The 17,323-nt window shown below is 70.7% G+C and carries 16 protein-coding genes; 2 read left to right on the top strand and 14 right to left on the bottom strand.

Features of this window, described 5'->3' with window-relative positions; genetic code table 11:
- Positions 1-33 precede the first annotated feature (33 nt).
- Genes CJEDD_RS01515 through hemL form a run of 3 tightly spaced genes read right to left on the bottom strand, consistent with a single transcriptional unit; the run spans position 34 to position 2,565 of the window.
- Positions 34-624 (bottom strand): TlpA disulfide reductase family protein, encoded by a 591-nt coding sequence (locus CJEDD_RS01515; protein WP_042405580.1) that lies wholly within the window; start codon positions 622-624, stop codon positions 34-36.
- A 16-nt stretch (positions 625-640) separates the two neighbouring features.
- Positions 641-1,246, bottom strand: coding sequence for a histidine phosphatase family protein (locus CJEDD_RS01510; protein ID WP_042405579.1), 606 nt, complete (start codon positions 1,244-1,246; stop codon positions 641-643).
- Entirely contained in the window at positions 1,243-2,565 is a 1,323-nt protein-coding gene (gene hemL, locus CJEDD_RS01505) for a glutamate-1-semialdehyde 2,1-aminomutase (RefSeq protein WP_042405576.1), read from the bottom strand. Before hemL ends, CJEDD_RS01510 begins: the two co-directional genes overlap by 4 nt.
- Positions 2,566-2,585: 20 nt before the next feature.
- On the opposite strand from hemL, the gene CJEDD_RS01500 reads away from it, so the two are divergent.
- The gene (locus CJEDD_RS01500) at positions 2,586-3,431 is read left to right on the top strand and encodes an NAD(P)-dependent oxidoreductase (RefSeq protein ID WP_042405574.1); all 846 of its coding nucleotides are present in this window, start codon (positions 2,586-2,588) and stop codon (positions 3,429-3,431) included.
- A gap of 4 nt (positions 3,432-3,435) precedes the next feature.
- Here CJEDD_RS01500 and CJEDD_RS01495 read toward each other — a convergent pair whose 3' ends face one another.
- The 11 genes from CJEDD_RS01495 to CJEDD_RS01445 form a co-directional block, all read right to left on the bottom strand.
- The gene (locus tag CJEDD_RS01495) at positions 3,436-4,233 is read right to left on the bottom strand and encodes a DedA family protein (protein ID WP_042405571.1); all 798 of its coding nucleotides are present in this window, start codon (positions 4,231-4,233) and stop codon (positions 3,436-3,438) included.
- A gap of 25 nt (positions 4,234-4,258) precedes the next feature.
- The gene (locus CJEDD_RS01490) at positions 4,259-5,704 is read right to left on the bottom strand and encodes a protoporphyrinogen oxidase (RefSeq protein ID WP_042405569.1); all 1,446 of its coding nucleotides are present in this window, start codon (positions 5,702-5,704) and stop codon (positions 4,259-4,261) included.
- On the bottom strand, positions 5,705-6,754 hold the full coding sequence (hemE, locus tag CJEDD_RS01485) for a uroporphyrinogen decarboxylase (RefSeq protein ID WP_042405567.1): 1,050 nt from the start codon (positions 6,752-6,754) through the stop codon (positions 5,705-5,707).
- 27 nt (positions 6,755-6,781) lie between these two features.
- Entirely contained in the window at positions 6,782-9,322 is a 2,541-nt protein-coding gene (locus CJEDD_RS01480; RefSeq protein WP_042405565.1) for a heavy metal translocating P-type ATPase, read from the bottom strand.
- A complete protein-coding gene (locus tag CJEDD_RS01475; protein ID WP_042405563.1) occupies positions 9,323-9,817 on the bottom strand; it encodes a hypothetical protein in 495 nt (164 codons plus the stop codon).
- A gap of 3 nt (positions 9,818-9,820) precedes the next feature.
- A complete protein-coding gene (locus tag CJEDD_RS01470) occupies positions 9,821-10,402 on the bottom strand; it encodes a hypothetical protein (RefSeq protein WP_157034404.1) in 582 nt (193 codons plus the stop codon).
- A gap of 10 nt (positions 10,403-10,412) precedes the next feature.
- On the bottom strand, positions 10,413-11,414 hold the full coding sequence (hemB, locus tag CJEDD_RS01465; protein ID WP_415857846.1) for a porphobilinogen synthase: 1,002 nt from the start codon (positions 11,412-11,414) through the stop codon (positions 10,413-10,415).
- Between the two features lie 57 nt (positions 11,415-11,471).
- Positions 11,472-13,196, bottom strand: coding sequence for a bifunctional uroporphyrinogen-III C-methyltransferase/uroporphyrinogen-III synthase (locus CJEDD_RS01460; protein ID WP_042405556.1), 1,725 nt, complete (start codon positions 13,194-13,196; stop codon positions 11,472-11,474).
- Between the two features lie 415 nt (positions 13,197-13,611).
- Positions 13,612-14,556, bottom strand: a complete 945-nt coding sequence (gene hemC / locus CJEDD_RS01455) for a hydroxymethylbilane synthase (RefSeq protein ID WP_042405555.1) — start codon at positions 14,554-14,556, stop codon at positions 13,612-13,614.
- Positions 14,557-15,861: a glutamyl-tRNA reductase gene (locus tag CJEDD_RS01450; RefSeq protein WP_042405553.1), complete on the bottom strand. Its 1,305-nt coding sequence runs from the start codon at positions 15,859-15,861 to the stop codon at positions 14,557-14,559.
- A gap of 69 nt (positions 15,862-15,930) precedes the next feature.
- A complete protein-coding gene (locus CJEDD_RS01445; RefSeq protein WP_042405551.1) occupies positions 15,931-16,167 on the bottom strand; it encodes a glutaredoxin family protein in 237 nt (78 codons plus the stop codon).
- Between the two features lie 82 nt (positions 16,168-16,249).
- On the opposite strand from CJEDD_RS01445, the gene CJEDD_RS01440 reads away from it, so the two are divergent.
- Positions 16,250-17,263 (top strand): HAD family hydrolase, encoded by a 1,014-nt coding sequence (locus CJEDD_RS01440; RefSeq protein WP_042405548.1) that lies wholly within the window; start codon positions 16,250-16,252, stop codon positions 17,261-17,263.
- The last annotated feature ends 60 nt before the right edge of the window (positions 17,264-17,323 follow it).

The raw sequence follows: 17,323 nt of genomic DNA, 5'->3' as shown, positions 1-17,323 counted from the left end.
GGGGCCGTCGGCGGCCAGGTCAGCGAACCCCACCTAGGCCTCCCCCGCCAGGCGGTCGACGACGTCGAGGACGTCCTGGGCGGACACCTCGCGCAGGAAGACCGCGGCCGGGCGGTGCTGCTTGTCCAGCACGATCGTGGTCGGGATGACGGAGCTGGGCACGCCGCCGAGCGACGCCGCGGTCTTGAACGGCGGGTCGTAGATCGACGGGTACGTCACCCCGTTATCGGCGAGGAAGTCGCGGGCGATCTGCGGGTTCTGGTCGCGCACGTTGATGCCCAGCACCGTGCCGAGGTGCTCGGACTGCAGGTGCTGCTGAATCTCCTCGAGGTCGTCCACCTCCGCGCGGCACGGGGCGCACCATTGCCCCCACGCGTTGAGGACGACGATCTGCCCGTCGAAGTCGGACAGCTTGATCGTCTGCCCCTCGTCGGTGAGCGACTCGCCTTCGAGGCCGGCGAGCGGCTTGCGCTCCGCCTCGTCGTAGGTGATCTCCGTCTGCCCGCCCGGGGAGTGGAACGAGAAGGTGCCGCCGCTGTCACCGGCGCCGCCGGAGCAGGCGGTCAGCGCGAGCGTGGCGGCGCACACGGTGGCGCACACGGTCGCGGCGATGGGCTTTCGCATGGGTGGTTACAGCCTTCTAGATGTCCTGGGCGGGGGTGGTGTAGGCCCAGTCAACAACACTGTCGCCCTCGAACACAAGTGACGTGACGCTGGCGAGGGCGCACTCGCGCGACACGTGGGCGAGCGGTTTGCCCTGCACGTGGCGCTGCACCATGACAATCGGCAGCTGGTGGCTCACCAGCACCGCCTCGTGCCCCGCGGCGCGCCCGCGCGCGTCCTCCACGGCGGACCACATGCGCTCGAAGATCTCCTGGTACGGCTCGCCCCAGCTCGGCTCGAGCGGGTTGGTCATGTGCCGCCAGCGAATCGGGTTGAACAGCTGCGAGCGCCACCCCTTCGTGCGCAGACCCTCAAAGGTGTTGCCCGCCTCGAGGATGTCCTCGCGGGTCTCAATCTCGCAGCCAGTGACCTCTGCGATCGGCCGGGCCGTCTCCTGCGCGCGCTCGAGCGGGCTCGCGGCGAGGTAGACCACGTCGCGGCCGCGGAAGAAGCGCGACGTGGCCACCGCCATGGAGTTGCCGCGCGAGGAGAGGTGGTAGCCCGGCATGCGCCCGTAGAGGATGCGCTTCGGGTTGTACACCTCGCCGTGGCGCACGAGGTGCACGGTCGTGGTGGGGCTCACTCCGGCGCCACCGCCGCGGCCGCCGCCTTCGCCGCCGGGCGCAGCGCGTCCTCGATGCGGCCGAAGTCCTCGTCCGTCAGCGCGGTGGAGACGAACCAGGTCTCAAACGCGCTCGGCGCCGCGTACACGCCGTTGTCCAGCAGGGCGTGGAAGAACGGGGCGTAGCGGAACGTCTCGGCGGCCTGCATGTCCGCGAAGTTCGTGCCCTCCCCCTCGGCGAAGCGGATCGAGAGCATCGTCGAGGCGCGCTGGATGTGGTGGGCGACGCCTTCGGCCGTGAGCGCGCTGTCAAGCAACCGCTCGAGCGTGTCCGCGTTGGACTGCAGCGTGGGGTAGATGTCCTCGGTGGCCAGTTGCAGGGACGCGAGCCCGGACGCCATGGCGACGGGGTTACCGGAGAGCGTGCCGGCCTGGTAGACGGGGCCGTTCGGCGCGAGGCGCTCCATGATGTCGCGGCGCCCGCCGAACGCCGCCGCGGGCAGGCCGCCGGAAACGACCTTGCCGAATGTGGTGAGGTCGCCCGCGACGTGGTCCACGCCGTACCAGCCCGAGTAGGAGGTGCGGAAGCCCGTCATCACCTCGTCGAGGATGAGCAGCGCGCCGTTGAGGTGGGCGAGCTCCTTGAGCTTCGCGTTGAAATCGTCCTGCGGCGCGACGGTGCCCATGTTGCCCGCGGCGGCCTCGGCGATGATGGCCGCGATCTCGCCCTCGTTCTCGCGGAAGGCGCGCTCGACGGCGGCGATGTCGTTGTAGGGCACGACGATGGTGTCGGCGGCCTGCGCGCCGGTCACGCCGGGGGAATCCGGCAGGGAGAACGTCGCCAAGCCGGAGCCCGCGCTCGCGAGCAGCGCGTCCACGTGGCCGTGGTAGCAGCCCTCGAACTTGAGGATCTTCGGCCGGCCCGTAAACCCGCGCGCAAGCCGCACCGCGGACATCGTGGCCTCGGTGCCGGAGTTGACCATGCGCACCTCCTCCACGGACGTGCGGGCGATGATGTGCTCCGCGATCTCGATCTCCGCCTCCGTCGGCGCGCCGAAGCTCAGGCCGTTGACCAGCGACTTCTCCACCGCCTCGACGATCTGCGGGTGCGCGTTACCGTGGATCATCGGACCCCAGGAGCAGACGAGGTCGACGTAGCGGTTGCCGTCGACGTCGATGAGCTGCGAGCCGTGCGCGCTCTGGATGAAGCGCGTCTGCCCGCCCACCGAACCGAACGCGCGCACCGGGGAGTTCACCCCGCCCGGCGTCGAACGCTGCGCCCGCTCGAACAGCTCGTGGGAGCGCTGGGTGTTAGCTGAGGTCGGAGTTTCGGCAGTCATGGTTGTCTATCGTAGGCCATATGAAGATCGCGTTTTTAGGCCTCGGCCGCATGGGCACCGAGCTCGCCCTCAAGCTCGTCGACGACCACGACCTCACCGTTTGGAACCGGACCGCCTCGAAGACCCAGCCGCTCGTGGACCGCGGGGCCACCGCCGCCGCGACGCCGGAGGAGGCCGTCGCGGACGCCGAGTTGGTGATCACCTCCCTGTTCGGGCCGGATGAGGTCCGGGAGGTCGTCGTCAAGCCTGGGCTCATCGGCGAGCGCACGTGGGCCGACGCCACGACCGTCTCCCCCGCCGACGCCCGCGAGTTCGCCGAGGCGGTGCCGGGCTACGTGCACACGCCCGTCGTGGGGTCGCTGCCGCCCGCGCGCGAGGGCAAGCTCGGGGTGTACGTCGGCGGGGCCGATGATTCTCGACGCCGTTCCGTCGCCACCGTCGTCGCCCCCTGGGCCGCCGCGAACCCGGACCGGCTGAAGGAGGTCGAGTCGGCCGCGGCCGCCGCGACCGGCAAGCTCCTGGCCAACCTCGCCCTCGCCGTGACCATCGAAGGCTTCAAGGAGGCGCTGGTGCTGGGCGAATCGCAGGGGCTCTCCGAGGCCGACGTGGTGGACATGCTCGGCTCCACCGGCCTGGAGTTCATCGTGAACATGAAGGCGCCGTTCCTCCTCGGCGAGCGCTCCACCAAACCCGGCGACTTCTCCGTCGACGCCATTGCCAAGGACGCGCGCCTCATGCTCGACACCGCCGCCTCCGCAGACCGAGACCTGCCCGCCGTCGCCGCCGCCCTGCGCTCGCTCGAGGCGCAGCAGGAGGCGGGCCACGGGGACGAGGACTTCTCGTCCGTGGTGGAGCACCGGGCGTAGCCGCTTACCGCCCCGCCTCGATCTCGTTGCCCACGATCTCCGTCTCGGCCTGCTTCTTCTTCGACTGGTTGCGGAACACGCCGACAAACACCACCACGAGCAGGCCGATGGCCACCCAGTTGGCGATCTTCGCGTAGCCGTCCAGCACCGTGACCACCGGGTCGCCGATCCACCAGCCGAGGCCGAGGTAGAGGAACGACCAGGCCGTCTTGGAAATGAAGTCGAGCGCGAGGAACTTCCCCAGTGGCATGTCGGTCATGCCCATGAGCACGAACACCACAAACGCGATCGGCAGCGGGATGGGCACGTAGGCGAGGAAGATGCCCAGCCACCCCAGCTTGGCGGCCCAGTGCTCGACGCGGTCGATGTTCTTCGCCGTGCGCTTCGAGCTCGCGGCCTGCACGTCGAGGATGCCGCGGCCCCACAGCTTGCCGGCCCACCAGTAGATCCAGTCGAACTTGATGGCGACCACCGAGCCGATGAGCAGGTACAGCAGCCAGTGCCTCGCCTCGCCGGCGGCGGCAAGCGCGCCCGTGGACGCCGCGCCGATGCGCGAGCCGGTCAGGGCGAGCATGGTCGGCGGGTCGAGGCCGAGCAGCCAGGCGCGCAGCGGGATCATCGCCATGCCGAACAGGCCGACGAAACCGAACCAACCGAGGCACCAGTAGTCGGCCTTCGTCGGCTTGCCGTTCCAGGGCAGGCCGTCGTCCTCCCACCACTCCTGCTCGGCGCGCCCCCGCTCGAGCATGGCCTCCTCGGCCGCCGACTCCGCCTGCTCGCGCCGTTCGCCGTGTGCACTCATAGGTGATCAACCTACCCCGTCGCAGCTAGGGCAGTTGCTTAGCAGCGTCTACAGCCACCGCCCGCGCGTCCGCAATCACCGCCGGCACGCCCACCCCGCCTGCCCAGGCGCCGGTGACGGTGACGCCGGAGGCCTTGGGGTCGTCGAGAAGCAGGCTGCGTACGCGGGCGACGGTGGCGAGGTGATGCTCGTCGAAGCGGGGCAGGCCGCCGAGCCAGCGCTGGACGTAGATTTCCTCGAGGCCGGCGGCGCGGCCGTCGAAGCCGGTGATGGTCTGCAGGTCGTCGAGGGCCCAGTCGACGAGGTCGTCCTCCGAGGTGGTCAGCGCGACGGTGTCGCCGAAGCGGCCGAAGCTCGCGCGCACGAGCGCCCCGCCGCGCTCGGCGAGGTGGGGCCACTTGCGCGATGAGAACGTGAACGCCTTCGCGTGGACGTCCGTCGCGCCGGTGGCGACGAGGACGCCGGAGTGTTGCGGCAGGTCCCCGCTCGGGCTGGTGTCGCTGGCGAAGCGCATGCCCACGACGGCGGAGTTCGACAGCTTCACGGCCTTGAGCGCCGCGGCCGCCTCGGGCGCGACGCCGTGGAGCAGCAGCGCCGCCGTGGGGGAGGGCACGGCGAGGATGACGCGGTCGTAGAGCTTGTCGTTGCCGTCGTCGTCGCGCTCGGCGCCCTTGAGGCGGTACTTCGGCGCGTCGGGCGAGCCCGCGAACTCGACGCCGGAGATGAACGTGTCGATGTAGATGTCGGCGCCGCACTGCTCGGCGAGCGTCTCGTAGAGCTCCTGGTAGCCGTCGCGGAAGGTCTTGAACACCGCGCCCTGGCCGGTGGGCATCTCGCGGCGGGAGCGCTCGAGGTTGGCCACGGCCTCGGAGAGGCGCACCGTGCCGTCGGCGGAGGCGGCGGCGAGCCGGTCGAGCTCCTCGGCGAGCTGCGGGATGGTCGCGCGCACGCCGAGGTCGTCGGCGTTGCAGGAGTACACCCCGCCAAGCAGGGAGGAGACGACGTTGTCCACCACCTCGTCGCCGTAGCGCTCGCGCACCAGCGTGCCGACGTTCACGTCACCGCCGACCTCCCACGCGAACCCCTCGCGCGCGCCCTCGGCGTCGATGCGCGCGGCGGTCTCCGCGCCCACGAGGTGGGCCACCGGCGCGGAGGAGGAGGGGATGCCCATCACGCCCCCGGCGGGCAGCGCGCGGGCCTCGCCGTCGACCCAGACGAGGGAGCGCAGGCCGCTCGGCTCGACGAGCGAGCCCGCCAGGCCGAGCTGGGTGAAGAAGTCGACGGCGTCCTGGCGCCGCGCCATGAACGCCTCGGCGCCCATGTCGGTCGGCCCGGCCTCGAAGGCGACGGTGTAGAGCTTGCCGCCGACGCGGTCGGTCGCCTCGTAGACGTCGACGTGGGCGTCTTTATCGTTGAGCTCGTAGGCGGCGGTAAGCCCGGCCAGGCCCGCGCCGATGATGGCGATGTTCATTTACTGCTCCTCGTGGATAATGCGCACGGCCTCGGTCACCGCGTCCGGGTCGGTGGTGGGCAACACGCCGTGACCCAGGTTGAAGATGTGCCCGGTGGCGTCGCCGGTGGAGATGGCGCGGGCGGCCTCGCCCTTGATCCGCGCGACCTCGGCGCGCACCACGTCCGGGCCGGCGAAGAGCAGCGCGGGGTCGAGGTTGCCTTGGAGCACCTTGGGCGTCGCAAAGCGGGATGCGGCGACGTCGAGGGGGACGCGCCAGTCCACCCCCATCACCTCGCTGCCGGCCTCGGACATGGCGCCGAGCAGCTCGCCGGTGGCCACGCCGAAGTGGATGCGCGGGATCTCCCCCGCCACGGACGCGAGGATCTCAGCGGAGTACGGCAGGACGAACTCGCGGTAGTCGCGCTCGGTGAGAAAGCCCGCCCACGAGTCGAACAGCTGCATCGCGTCGATACCGGCCTCGACCTGCATGCGCAAAAACGCCGTGATCGTGGGCACGAGGCGGCGCATGAGCGCGTGCCACGTCTCCGGCTCGGCGTGCATCATCGCCTTCGTCTTCTCGTGGTTTTTGCTCGGCCCGCCCTCGACGAGGTAGCTGGCCAGGGTAAACGGCGCGCCCACGAAGCCGATGAGCGCCTGGGTGTCCGTCAGCTCGCCGAGGATGATGCGGATGCCGTCGGCCACCTCGTCCACGGTGTCCTCGAGGAGCGGCAGCTTCTCGACGTCGTCCCGCCCCCGCACCGGGCTGGCCACCACCGGCCCCTTGCCGGGCACGATCGCGACGTCCACGCCCGCGGCCTTGAGCGGGACCACGATGTCGGAAAAGAGGATCGCGGCGTCGACGTCGTGCCGGCGCACCGGCTGCAGCGTGATCTCGGCGAGGAGCTCGGGCATGAAGCACGAGTCGAGCATCGGGATACCCTCGCGCGCTTTCCGGTACTCCGGCAGCGAGCGGCCGGCCTGGCGCATAAACCACACCGGGGTGCGCGAGGGGGTGCGCCCGTTGGCGGCCTCGATGAGGGGGGCGTGGGCGAGGTCGCGTCTGCTCATGTCGCCCAAGCCTACCGGCGCAGCCGCCTAGGTCCGGAACCGCCCGGCGCGCCTGGAACCGAACTCCACCAGCAGGGAGCTGCCCAGCATGAGCAGCGTCGCGCCCACCGGGGGCAGCACGCCCGCCGCGGCGAGGACGATGGCGACGATGTTATAGATGCCGGCGAAGGCGAGGTTGGTGTTCACGATGCGGTTGACGCGCCGGGCGTGCTCGATGAGTTGGGGTACAGCCATGACGTCGTCACGCACAAGCACCACGTCGCAGGTGCTGTCCCACTTCGGCTCCTTCGTGCCCACGAGGTCCTCGGAGGCGTAGAGGATGCCGGTGTCCGCCACGCGCAGGACGGGCATAACGCTGGAATCGCCCACCATCGCGACGATGGCGCCCTGGGTGTGCAGCGCGCGCACCGCGGCCGGCTTCTCCGGCGAGCGCAGGCCCGCGAGCACCTGGGAGATGCCGAGGAAGTCCGCGAAACGGCGGGCCACCGGGTAGGTGTCGCGGGTGAGCATGACCGTCTCCACGTCCATGGACTCGAGCCGGTCCACGGCCTGGATGGCGTCCTCCTTCGCCGGGTCGTAGAGCGTGATCACGCCGCGGTCCTTGCCGTCCCAGCGCACGACCACGGGCGTGCCGCCGGTGGTGGCCGCGACCGAGAGCTTACCGGAGAGCTGCGAGAGGTTGGTCGGGCGCCACAGGGAGGCGTCGAACGTCTGCGAGCGGGCGTTTTCGCCATTGCCCCACGTGGCGGTGACGCGGCCGCCGAACTCGCCGTCCGGGGTGACAATGTCGTCGCCGGCCTCGATCCAGTCCGGCAAGCGCGGGTCGCCCGAGCGGGCGTCGCGCACCTCGCGGGCGGCCTTGACAATCGCGCGCGAGGCCGGGTGATCCGAGTCCGCGGAGAGCACACCCGCGATGCGCACGACGAGCTCACTGCTCTCCCCCTTCGCCGGCGTGACGGTCTCCACCGTCATCTCCGGCTTGACCAGAGTGCCCACGCGGTTGAACACCACCATGTCCGTCTTGGACAGCACGCGCAGGGTATTGCCGTCGCGCACGAGCACGCCGTTGCGCACGGCAGACTCGAGGCCCTGGCGGATCGCCAGCGCGGGCGAGATGGCCAGGCTCACCGGCGCGACGACGATGAGGATGGCCAGCGCCGTGGACACCGCGGTGTTGACGTTGCCGGTGAACAGCAGCCAGAGCCCAAAGTCGAAGGCCGCGATGATGTACGCCGCCGGGATGAGCAGGCCCGCCGAGCGGGTGGAGACCATCGTCGCGGCGTTCTGGTGCCGGGAGGCCTCCTCGAGCCAGCGCTGCACCGCGGCAAGCAGCGTGGTGTGCCCGACGCGGGTGGTGCGCACCTTGATCCGGCCGCTGCGCAGCACGGATCCGGCGAGCACCTTCGCGCCCACCTTGAGCTGCGGCGTGGCGTACGTGCTCACGAGCTCCCAGTCGATCTCGCCGGAGCCGCCGATCACCTCGCCGTCGACGGGGATGACCTGGCCGGCGGTGACGTGGACGTCGTCGCCCTGGCGAATCTCGGTGGCGGGCATCTCCTCGCCCGGCCCGCTCGTGCGGGCGCGGTGGTTGACCTCGTAGAGGGAGTCCGGGCCGGGCCGGCGGGCGTCGAGGGCGTCGCGCAGGCTCGAGCGCACGCGCATGGAGAAGTAGCGGCCGACGAGGAGCAGCGTGGTCACCGTGCAGGCGACCTCGAAGTAGAGCTCCGGGCCCTTGCCCACGCTCAGCGGCATCCAGCTGCCGCTCGACTCGTAGCCGATCGTGCCCGCGGAGGTGAACAGCAGCGCGGCGAAGGACCACACGTAGGCGGCGAGGATGGCGATGGAGCTCGCGCCGTCGAGCGCCGACAGGCCGCGGCGCACGCCGCCCGCCATAGCGCGGTGGAACGGCTCGGCGCACCACAGCGCCACCGGGGTGGACAGGGCGAGCGAGACCCACTGCCAGCCCGGGAAGCTCAAGGCCGGCACGTAGGTGAGCAGCAGCACGGGGATGGTGAGCAGCACCGCCGTCCACAGCCTCGCCGGGGTGACCAGGTCGCGGGCGGTGAACAGCACGTCGCCGGTGCGCTGCGGGCGGCGCGGGGTGTTTTGGACGAAGCCCTGGGCGCGGGCGATGAGGTTCGCGTCCTCCTCCTTGCGGTGGTGCTTCGCCCGGCGCGGCAGCGGATGCTCCGTCCAGTACCGGCCGTGGGCGCGGCGCTGCAGCGTCGAGTCCGTGACGTTCGCCTTCACACCGAAGCGCTCGATGGTGTCCGTGATCTCGGACAGCGGGGTCGTCGCCGGGGCGGTCACCCACGCCATCCGGGTCGGGTACACGAGGCGGGCGGACACGCCGTCGAGCGACTCGAGCGCGTCCTCAATCTCGGTGAGCTGCGGCCCGTCCTCGATGCCGGTGAGCTCGAACGCGTACGAGGCGTTCGGCCGCACGAGCTCGCCGTCGAGGTCGCGCCGCGCCGTCTCCGGATCGATGCCGGCGAGCCGGGCCGCCTCGCGCGCCGCCTCGAGGTGCTCGTCGAGCGCGTTCTCGCCCGCACGTTCAAACCCGCGCATCTACTCCACTCCCCTCCACGGGTCGCCGCTGCGCTCGTCCACGAACGCGTTCGCCGCCGGGCGGAACATGAAAAACAGGGCGATCACCAGCACGATCACGACCACGAACGACGCCCAGCCGGCCACGCCGACAACGAAGCCGGCGAGGTTCAAAAACACCGTCAGGCCGATCGTCGCGCCGGCGACGCGCCGCGCCGTCTTCGAGCCCTTCGGGAAGTACGCGGCGGCCGATGCGAGCACGAGCGCGAGGACGATGTTGCCCCAGGCGACGAGGCGGAGGTTTCGGGAGAACGTGTCGCGCACGGCGTCGTCGATACGCTCGGGCGTCCCCGCCGCGATGAGCGCGAACCCGATGACCAGCATGAGCACCGCCGAGATGAGGCACAGCACGTACCCGCGGCGCAGCGCGTCCGGCCACGTCTCGCCGACCTCGCCGGTGAAGCGGCGGTTCCGGTCGTTTGGGTCCGAGACCAGCGTCGGAAACATGCCGGCCATGGCCTATTTCCCCTTCTTCTGGGCGTTCTTCTGGGCGCGATCCGTCCACGCGACGGCGTCCTTATCCATCGCGTAGATCAGGCCCATCACGCCCGCGACGCCGAGGATGATCTGGAGGACACCGTCGAACGCGTAGAACGCCACCGGCAGCGTGGTCGACGACGGCAGCATGAAGAACAGCGAAAGCATCCGCAGCCCGAAGAACCCGCCGAAGATCTGCAGCAGGCGCCGCGCATTGCGCGCCCACGAGCCATTCTCCTTCACCGTCCGCAGCGCGAACGCAAGCAGCACGAGCACCGCGAGCTGCAGCAGCGCCATGACGAAGATGGAGCCGTAGACGGTGGCGTTGACCAGCCCGTCCGAGACCTCGCCGCCGCGCGACTTCGCCGTCTCGCGCGCCGCCTCCCGCAGCGCCGCCGGGTCGAGCGCGGTGGAGACAACCACGAGGATCTGGTGCAGCAGCTCGCCCGCGATCATCACCGCCCAGCACGAGAGCATGAGCCGCACGGCCTCCGGGGTCTTGCCCGGGCGCTTTTGCGTATCGACGGCCTCCGGCTCCACATGGCTCGGCGCCTTCGGGTTCACGGGCGGGAGACTAACCATTGCAGGCCCTCGCCGCCTCGATGGCGTAATACGTGAAAATCTGGTCCGCGCCCGCGCGCTTGATGGAGGTCAGCGCCTCCATCATCGTCGCCTCATAGTCGATCCAGCCGTTCTGGCCCGCGGCCGCGAGCATCGCGTACTCGCCGGAGACCTGGTAGGCGGCCACCGGGACCGGGGAGATCTCGGCCACCTTCGCCACCACGTCGAGGTACGGCAGGGCGGGCTTGACCATGACGAAGTCGGCGCCCTCGGCGATGTCGAGCTCCACCTCGAGCAGCGATTCGCGGATGTTGGCCGGGTCCTGCTGGTACGTGCGGCGGTCACCCTTGAGCGAAGAGCCGACGGCGTCGCGGAACGGGCCGAAGAACTTCGAGGCGTACTTCGCGGAGTACGCCATGATGGCCACGTCGGCGAACCCCGCGGCGTCGAGCGCCTTGCGGATCGCGCCGATCTGGCCGTCCATCATGCCGGACGGGCTGACGATGTGGGCGCCGGCGCGGGCCTGGGCCACCGCCATCTCGCAGTAGATGTCCACCGTCGGGTCGTTGTCCACGACCTCGTTGCCGTGCGCGTCCGTGGTGAGCACGCCGCAGTGGCCGTGGTCCGTGAACTCGTCGAGGCACGTGTCGGACATGATGAGCAGGTCCTCGCCGAACTCCTCGCGCAGCGCGGCGATGCCGCGGTTGAGGATGCCGTCCTCGGCGACGGCGACCGACCCCGTCGCGTCCTTGTCCTCCTCGCGGGGCACGCCGAACAGGTCGACGCACTTCACGCCCGCGTCGAGCGCCTCGTGGCAGATGCGCTTCAGGGAGTCCTCGGTGTGCTGGTGCACGCCCGGCATGGACGGGATCTCGCGCGGCGCGTCGATGCCGTCGGCGATGAAGAGCGGGAGGATGAAGTCGGCCGGGTGCAGACGCGTCTCCGCAACGAACTCTCGGATCGCGGGGTTGCGCCGCAAGCGGCGGGGGCGTCGTGTCAGGTCGTAATCAGCCATGCGCCACATCTTAGGACCAGGACCCGACACCGCCTAGCTGACTGCCTAGCCGACTGCCTAGCTGGCCGCCGGGGCGTCGTCGCCCGGCGCGGCCGCGGCCTTGCGGCGCTTCTTGCGCGGCGGCGGCAGCTGCCCGGCGGCGCGCAGGCCCGCCACGTGATCCGCCAGCGCGTCGACGAGGGAGGGGATGTCGGCTGCGTCCGGGACGACGTCGACACGCAACCCCTGCTCCCTCGCCTCCGCCTCGGTGGCGGGGCCGATGCACGCGATGATGGTGCGCGCGTGGGGCTTGCCGGCGATGCCGACGAGGTTCTTCACCGTCGACGGCGAGGTGAAGCACACGGCGTCGAAGCCGCCGGTCTTGATCATGTCGCGCGTCTCCGGCGGCGGCGGGGCGGCGCGGACGGTGCGGTAGGCGACGACGTTGTCGACCTCCCAGCCCTTCTCCACCAGTGCGTTCACCAGCGCGTCGGAGCCGAGGTCCGCCCGCGGCAGGAGGACGCGGCACACCGGGTCGATGTCCTCGACGTACTCCGGGAACGCCTCCGCGAGCCCGGCCGCGTTCTGCTTCGTGCGGTGCGGCACGAGCTCCGCCTGCATGCCGTGGGCCTTGATTGCGTCGGCGGTCTTCTGCCCCACCGCGCCGAGGTGCACGCCGGCGAACGAGCGCGCGTCGAGCCCGAGCTCCTCAAACTTGCCCCACACCGCGTCCACGGCGTTGACGGAGGTAAACAGGATCCACTGGTAGCGGCCCTCGACGATGCCCTTGATCGCGCGATCCATCTGCGCCGGGTTGCGCGGCGGCTCCATCGAGATGGTGGGCACCGAGTGCGGGATCGCGCCGTGCTGCGACAGGCGGGCGTTCATCGGGCCCGCCTGCTCCTTCGCCCGCGGCACGAGCACGCGCCAGCCGTAGAGCGGCCGGTTTTCCCACCAGGAGTACTTCGAACGGTCGTCCGCCACCGTGCCCAGCGTGACCACGAGGTGGCCGTCGAGCTCCGTGTCCAGCTTGCCCACGGTCTCCAGCGTCGCATCGATCGTGCGCTGCAGCCGGGTCGTGCCGTTCGTGGTCACCGTCACCGCGGTCGAGCCGACGAACCCGCGCTGCATGAGCTGCGCCGCCATCTCCGCGAGGTGCTCCTGGCTCGCCTGGAACACGAGCGGCTGCGGCGCGTTGGCCAGCTGATCCCAGTCCACGTCCCCGTTGTGCAGGTCCGTCTCGGTGTACGTCGAGCCGAGCGCGATGCCGGCGAACGAGGGCACCGTCGACGGCAGCGACATCCCCGGCACCACCTGGAACTCCAGGCCGGCCGCGGCGACGGCGGAGAGCTCCTCCATCACCGAGTCGCGCGTGAGCGGGTTGCCGCACACCAGGCGGATCACGTCACCGTCGCCGGCCTCGCCGCGCTCTACCGCGGCGGCGGCCTCATCGAGCGCCGTCTTCAGCTTTTCGACGATCACGTCGCCCCCCAGCCCAACCTCCTCAAGCTCGGCCGCGGTCGGGTCCTCCGGGCGGGGTGGCTTGCGGCGCGCGCCGGCCTCTTTCGCCTCGGCGCACATCTGCTCGTAGCGGGCGTCCGCCGCCTCCATCTTCGCTTTCGGCACCGGCAGCGCCGACGCGACGACACTCCGGACCCCCGCTGAGACCTCCGGGTCCACCAGGGCGATAGAGTTGGATTCCATTACCTCGCGGGCGCGGACGGTGAGCAACTCAGGGTTGCCCGGTCCCGCGCCGACGAAGATCACCTTCCCCAGCTGGGGGGCGTGTGAGGGTTGGGTCATGGAGAATTTCTCTTCTAGGCACAAGTAAACCGCCCCCGCGCGGTCGGTGGTGCGGCGCTGCAGTTGCTGTTGCAGTTGCTGTTGCTGTTGCGCCGACCCGGTTGCACGGAGGGGAAAGAACGTATGGTATCTCCACCATAAAATGCTTCCGCCCGAGAACAAAACCACCGTCCGGTTTTGGGAGCGCCGTCCGCCGCCTCCGGGGCCACACACGGGGGATCCGGGGCCGCGCGCGGGCCCTCTCCGCGCCGCCGCCGAGCCAAATCCAGCTACCAAGACCCAGCTTTTCGGCTCTGAGGGGCGATTAGCTGGGTCTTACCAGCTGGATCTGGCGATGAGGGGCGGCAGGCGGGCCCCATGGCGCGGCGAAAGGGCCGAACCAGGGCGGCCGAGCGCGCCTCGAACCGCGTGGCCGCTAGTTCATCAGCTCGGCGGCGCCGCGCGCCAACAGCGCAGCGGCCACCTCGCGCCCGACCGTCTCCGGGTCGTCGCCGCGGGCCTCCTCGATGAGCTGGCGCGAGCCGTCGAGGGCGAAGACGCCGGCGCGCAGGGTGATCGAGGCGCCTGCGCCTGCGCCAGCGCCACCACCAGCGCCTGCGCCAGCGCCAGCGCCAGCACCTGCACCACCCACGAACGTCGCGGTCGCGGCGACCGGCGCGGTGCAGCCCGCCTCGAGCTCGGCGAGCACGGTGCGTTCGGCGAGGGATTCGGCGGTGGCGGAGGCGTCGATAAGTGTGCTGATCGCCTCGCGCATCGCGGCGTCGTCCACGCGGCACTCGACGGCGAGCGCACCCTGCGCGGGCGCGGGCATGAACGCGCGCGGGTCGAGCAGTTCGGTGGCGCGGTTGCCGAAGCCGCCGCGCACGAGACCGGCGTTGGCCAGCACGATCGCGTCGAGTTCACCGGATTCGACGTGGCTCATGCGCCGCTCGATGTTGCCGCGCAGCGGGCGGATGTCCAGGTCGGGACGCAGCGCGAGCAGCTGTGCCACGCGACGCGGAGCCGAGGTGCCCACGCGCGCGCCGTGGGGGAGCTCGGCGAGCGTGAGCCCGTCGCGGGCGATGAGCGCCTCGCGCGTGTCCTCGCGCACCGGCACGGCGAGGAACGCGCGCGGCTCGTACGCCGTGGGCAGGTCCTTGAACGAGTGCACCGCCACGTCCACCTCGCCGCGGAACAGGGCGTCGCGCAGCGCGGAGGTGAACACGCCGATGCCGATGCGCTCCACTGGGGCCTGCGAGAGGTCCCCGGCGGTGGTGACCACCTGCAGCTCGGCGTCGTAGCCCGCGCGCGACAGCGCGTCGCGCACGTGCCCGGCCTGCGTGGTGGCCAGGTGGGATCCGCGGGTTCCGATTTTCAGCATCTACTTCTCCTTGCCGTGCAGTTCCTCGGGCAGCGGCAGCCGCTGCGCCTCCACCGCCACCGCGGGCCGCCCGAGCCCGAACAGCTCCGTGACGGCGTCCTCGACGCTCACGCTCCCCCCCGTCGCGGCGAGCTCCTTGATCTTCACCGTCGGAGTGTGCAGCAGCTTATCGACGACCCTCCGGACCGCCCTGCCCACCTGGTCGAAGTCCTCTTCAGACAGGTCCGGCAGCTTGGTGCGCAGCCGCTCGAGCTCTTGGCCGGTGATCTCCTCGGCGTTGCGGCGCAGGCGCGTCACCGCCGGGGCGACCTCGCGCACGCGCTGCTGCGAGCCGAAGAGCTCGACCTCCTCGGCGATAATTGCTTCGGCGCGGCGCAGGGCGCGGGAGTCCTCGGTGTCGGCGGCGAGCATGGATTCGTGGAGGGACTCGATGTTCACCAGCTCCACGCCGTCGATCTCGGCGACCGCGTCGTCGATGTCGCGCGGCAGGGACAGGTCCGCGAGCACGACGGGCCCGGCGATGTCGTCCGGGGTGATGGTGAACTCGTCCGACGCGGTCGCGGAGACGGCGAGGTCCACCCCGCGCAGCGCCGCGGCGCGGTCGGCGAAGTCGACCACCTCGGCGGCCACGCCGGCCTCGCGGGCGTGCTCGGCCAGACGCTCGGCCCGCTCGCGGGTGCGGTTCGCGATGACGAGCGAGTCCACCCCACGCCGGCCCAGGTCGGTGGCGGCGAGCGAGCTCATCGCGCCGGCGCCGAGGACGAGGGCGCGTTTGCCCCGGAGGTCGTCGATACGCATGAGCCCCGTCGCCTCATCGAGGGCGACGGTGACCATGGAGGCGCCGGAATCGTCGATGCCGGTTTCGGTGTGCACCCGCTTGCCGGTGTGCAGCGCCGCCTGCGCGAGCGCGTGGAGGTTCGGGCCGACGGTGCCGCGCTCACCCGCGTCGACGTAGGCGGTGCGCACCTGGCCGATGATCTGCTGCTCGCCCACGACCATCGAGTCGAGCCCGGCGGCGACGGTAAAGAGGTGCTCCGCGGCGGCGTCCGCGTAGCGCACGTAGAGGTAGCGGCGCAGCTGCGCCGGGTCTACCCCCGAGACGTCCGCGAGCACCCGCAGCACGTCCTCGACGCCGGTGTGGAAGGCGGTGGTGACGGTGTAGACCTCGAGGCGGTTGCACGTGGAAACGATCATCGCCTCCGACAGCGACGGCTGCTCTACCAGCGCGGATGCCGCGCCGTGCTGCACGTCCGGGTCCATACTGAGCCGTTCCAGCAGGGCCACAGGCGCCGTCCTGTGCGACATGCCCACGACAAGAACACTCACGAAATAACCCTCCACTGCCGCTTGAAAATCAAACTAAAGGATAGCCCCTTACGCGGACAGTTCCGCAGCGAGGTCGTCGTTGTCCACTTCCCAGCAGGCGAACTCCTCGCCGTCGATGACGACAACCGGCACGCGGTCGCCGTACTCGGCGGCGAGCTCGGGGTCGGCGTCGACGTCGCGAAGCACGAGCTGCGCGCCGTGTTCCGCGACGACGGGCGCAATCTGCGCGGCCACCCGCTCGCACGACCCGCACGTGGACCGCACCATCAACTCCACAGTTTTCATGCACGCTCCTCCACGTTCGGCCCCGGCTGGGCGTTGTACGATTGCACACGCTAACACCGGCGGCAGAAAGGGCCCACTCGCCATGTCTGAACAGCGCGAATTCCTCGCTCAGTGGTCCGTGTCCCAGGGCAACCTGCGCCGCTTCCTCGAGGATCTTGCGCTTCGCCCGCTTGACGACGACGCCCAGCGCACCGCCGGCCGCGCCGCCGCAGCCGCCGCGGTGGAAGAGACCTTCGGCATCAACCTCGACGACTTCACACTCGGCGTGGACTCCGTCGGCGGCGCCTTCGCCACCGCCGGGCGCGGCAAGATCACGCTGCCCGACCCAGAGATCCCCCAGGACGCGGAGGCAGCCGCCTTCTTCGACGTGGACAACACGCTCATCCAGGGCTCCTCGCTCATCCTGCTGGCCAAGGGGCTGTTCCGCCGCCACTTCATCACCCTGTCCGAGCTCGCGCCCGCGCTGTGGAAGCAGATCCGCTACCGCGTGTCCGGCTCCGAGAACGCCGCCGACATCGCCGAGGGGCGCGAGCAGGCCCTCGCCGTGGTGAAGGGCAAGAGCGTGGCGGAGCTCAAGGCGGCCTGCAAGGAGATCGTGGACCAGCAGATGTTGCGCAAGTCCTACCAGGACACCGTCGAGCTGGCCGCCATGCACATCGCCGCCGGGCAGCAGGTGTGGCTCGTCTCCGCCACCCCGGTGCAGATCGGCCAGGCGCTCGCGGAGCAGCTCGGCTTCACCGGCGCGCTGGGCACCGTCGCGGAGGAGGAAGACGGCAAGTTCACCGGCCGCCTCGTCGGCGACATCCTGCACGGGCCCGGCAAGCAGCACGCGGTGGCCGCGCTCGCCGCGCTGCAGCAGCTCGACCTGTCCAAGTGCACCGCCTACTCCGACAGCATCAACGACCTGCCCATGCTCGAGATGGTCGGCGTGCCGGTGGCCATCAACCCGGACCGCAAGCTGCGCCGTCACGCGAAAGCGCAGGGCTGGGCGATCCGGGACTTCCGCTCGGTGCGCCGCGTCGTGCGCGCCGGCGCCGCGCCGGTTGCGGTGGGCGTGGCCGGGGCGTGGTGGTGGCTTCGCCGGAAGCGGCGGTAGGGCTGCGGCGGTTGGGCGCCGGAGGTCGCGTCGATACGCTGCCTGCTAGCAGACAACGAA

The sequence above is a fragment of the Corynebacterium jeddahense genome, assembly GCF_028609865.1.
Lineage (GTDB): Bacteria > Actinomycetota > Actinomycetes > Mycobacteriales > Mycobacteriaceae > Corynebacterium > Corynebacterium jeddahense.
The sequence above is the reverse complement of the archived record's forward strand: the minus strand, read 5'-3'. Positions and strand labels throughout refer to the sequence as shown.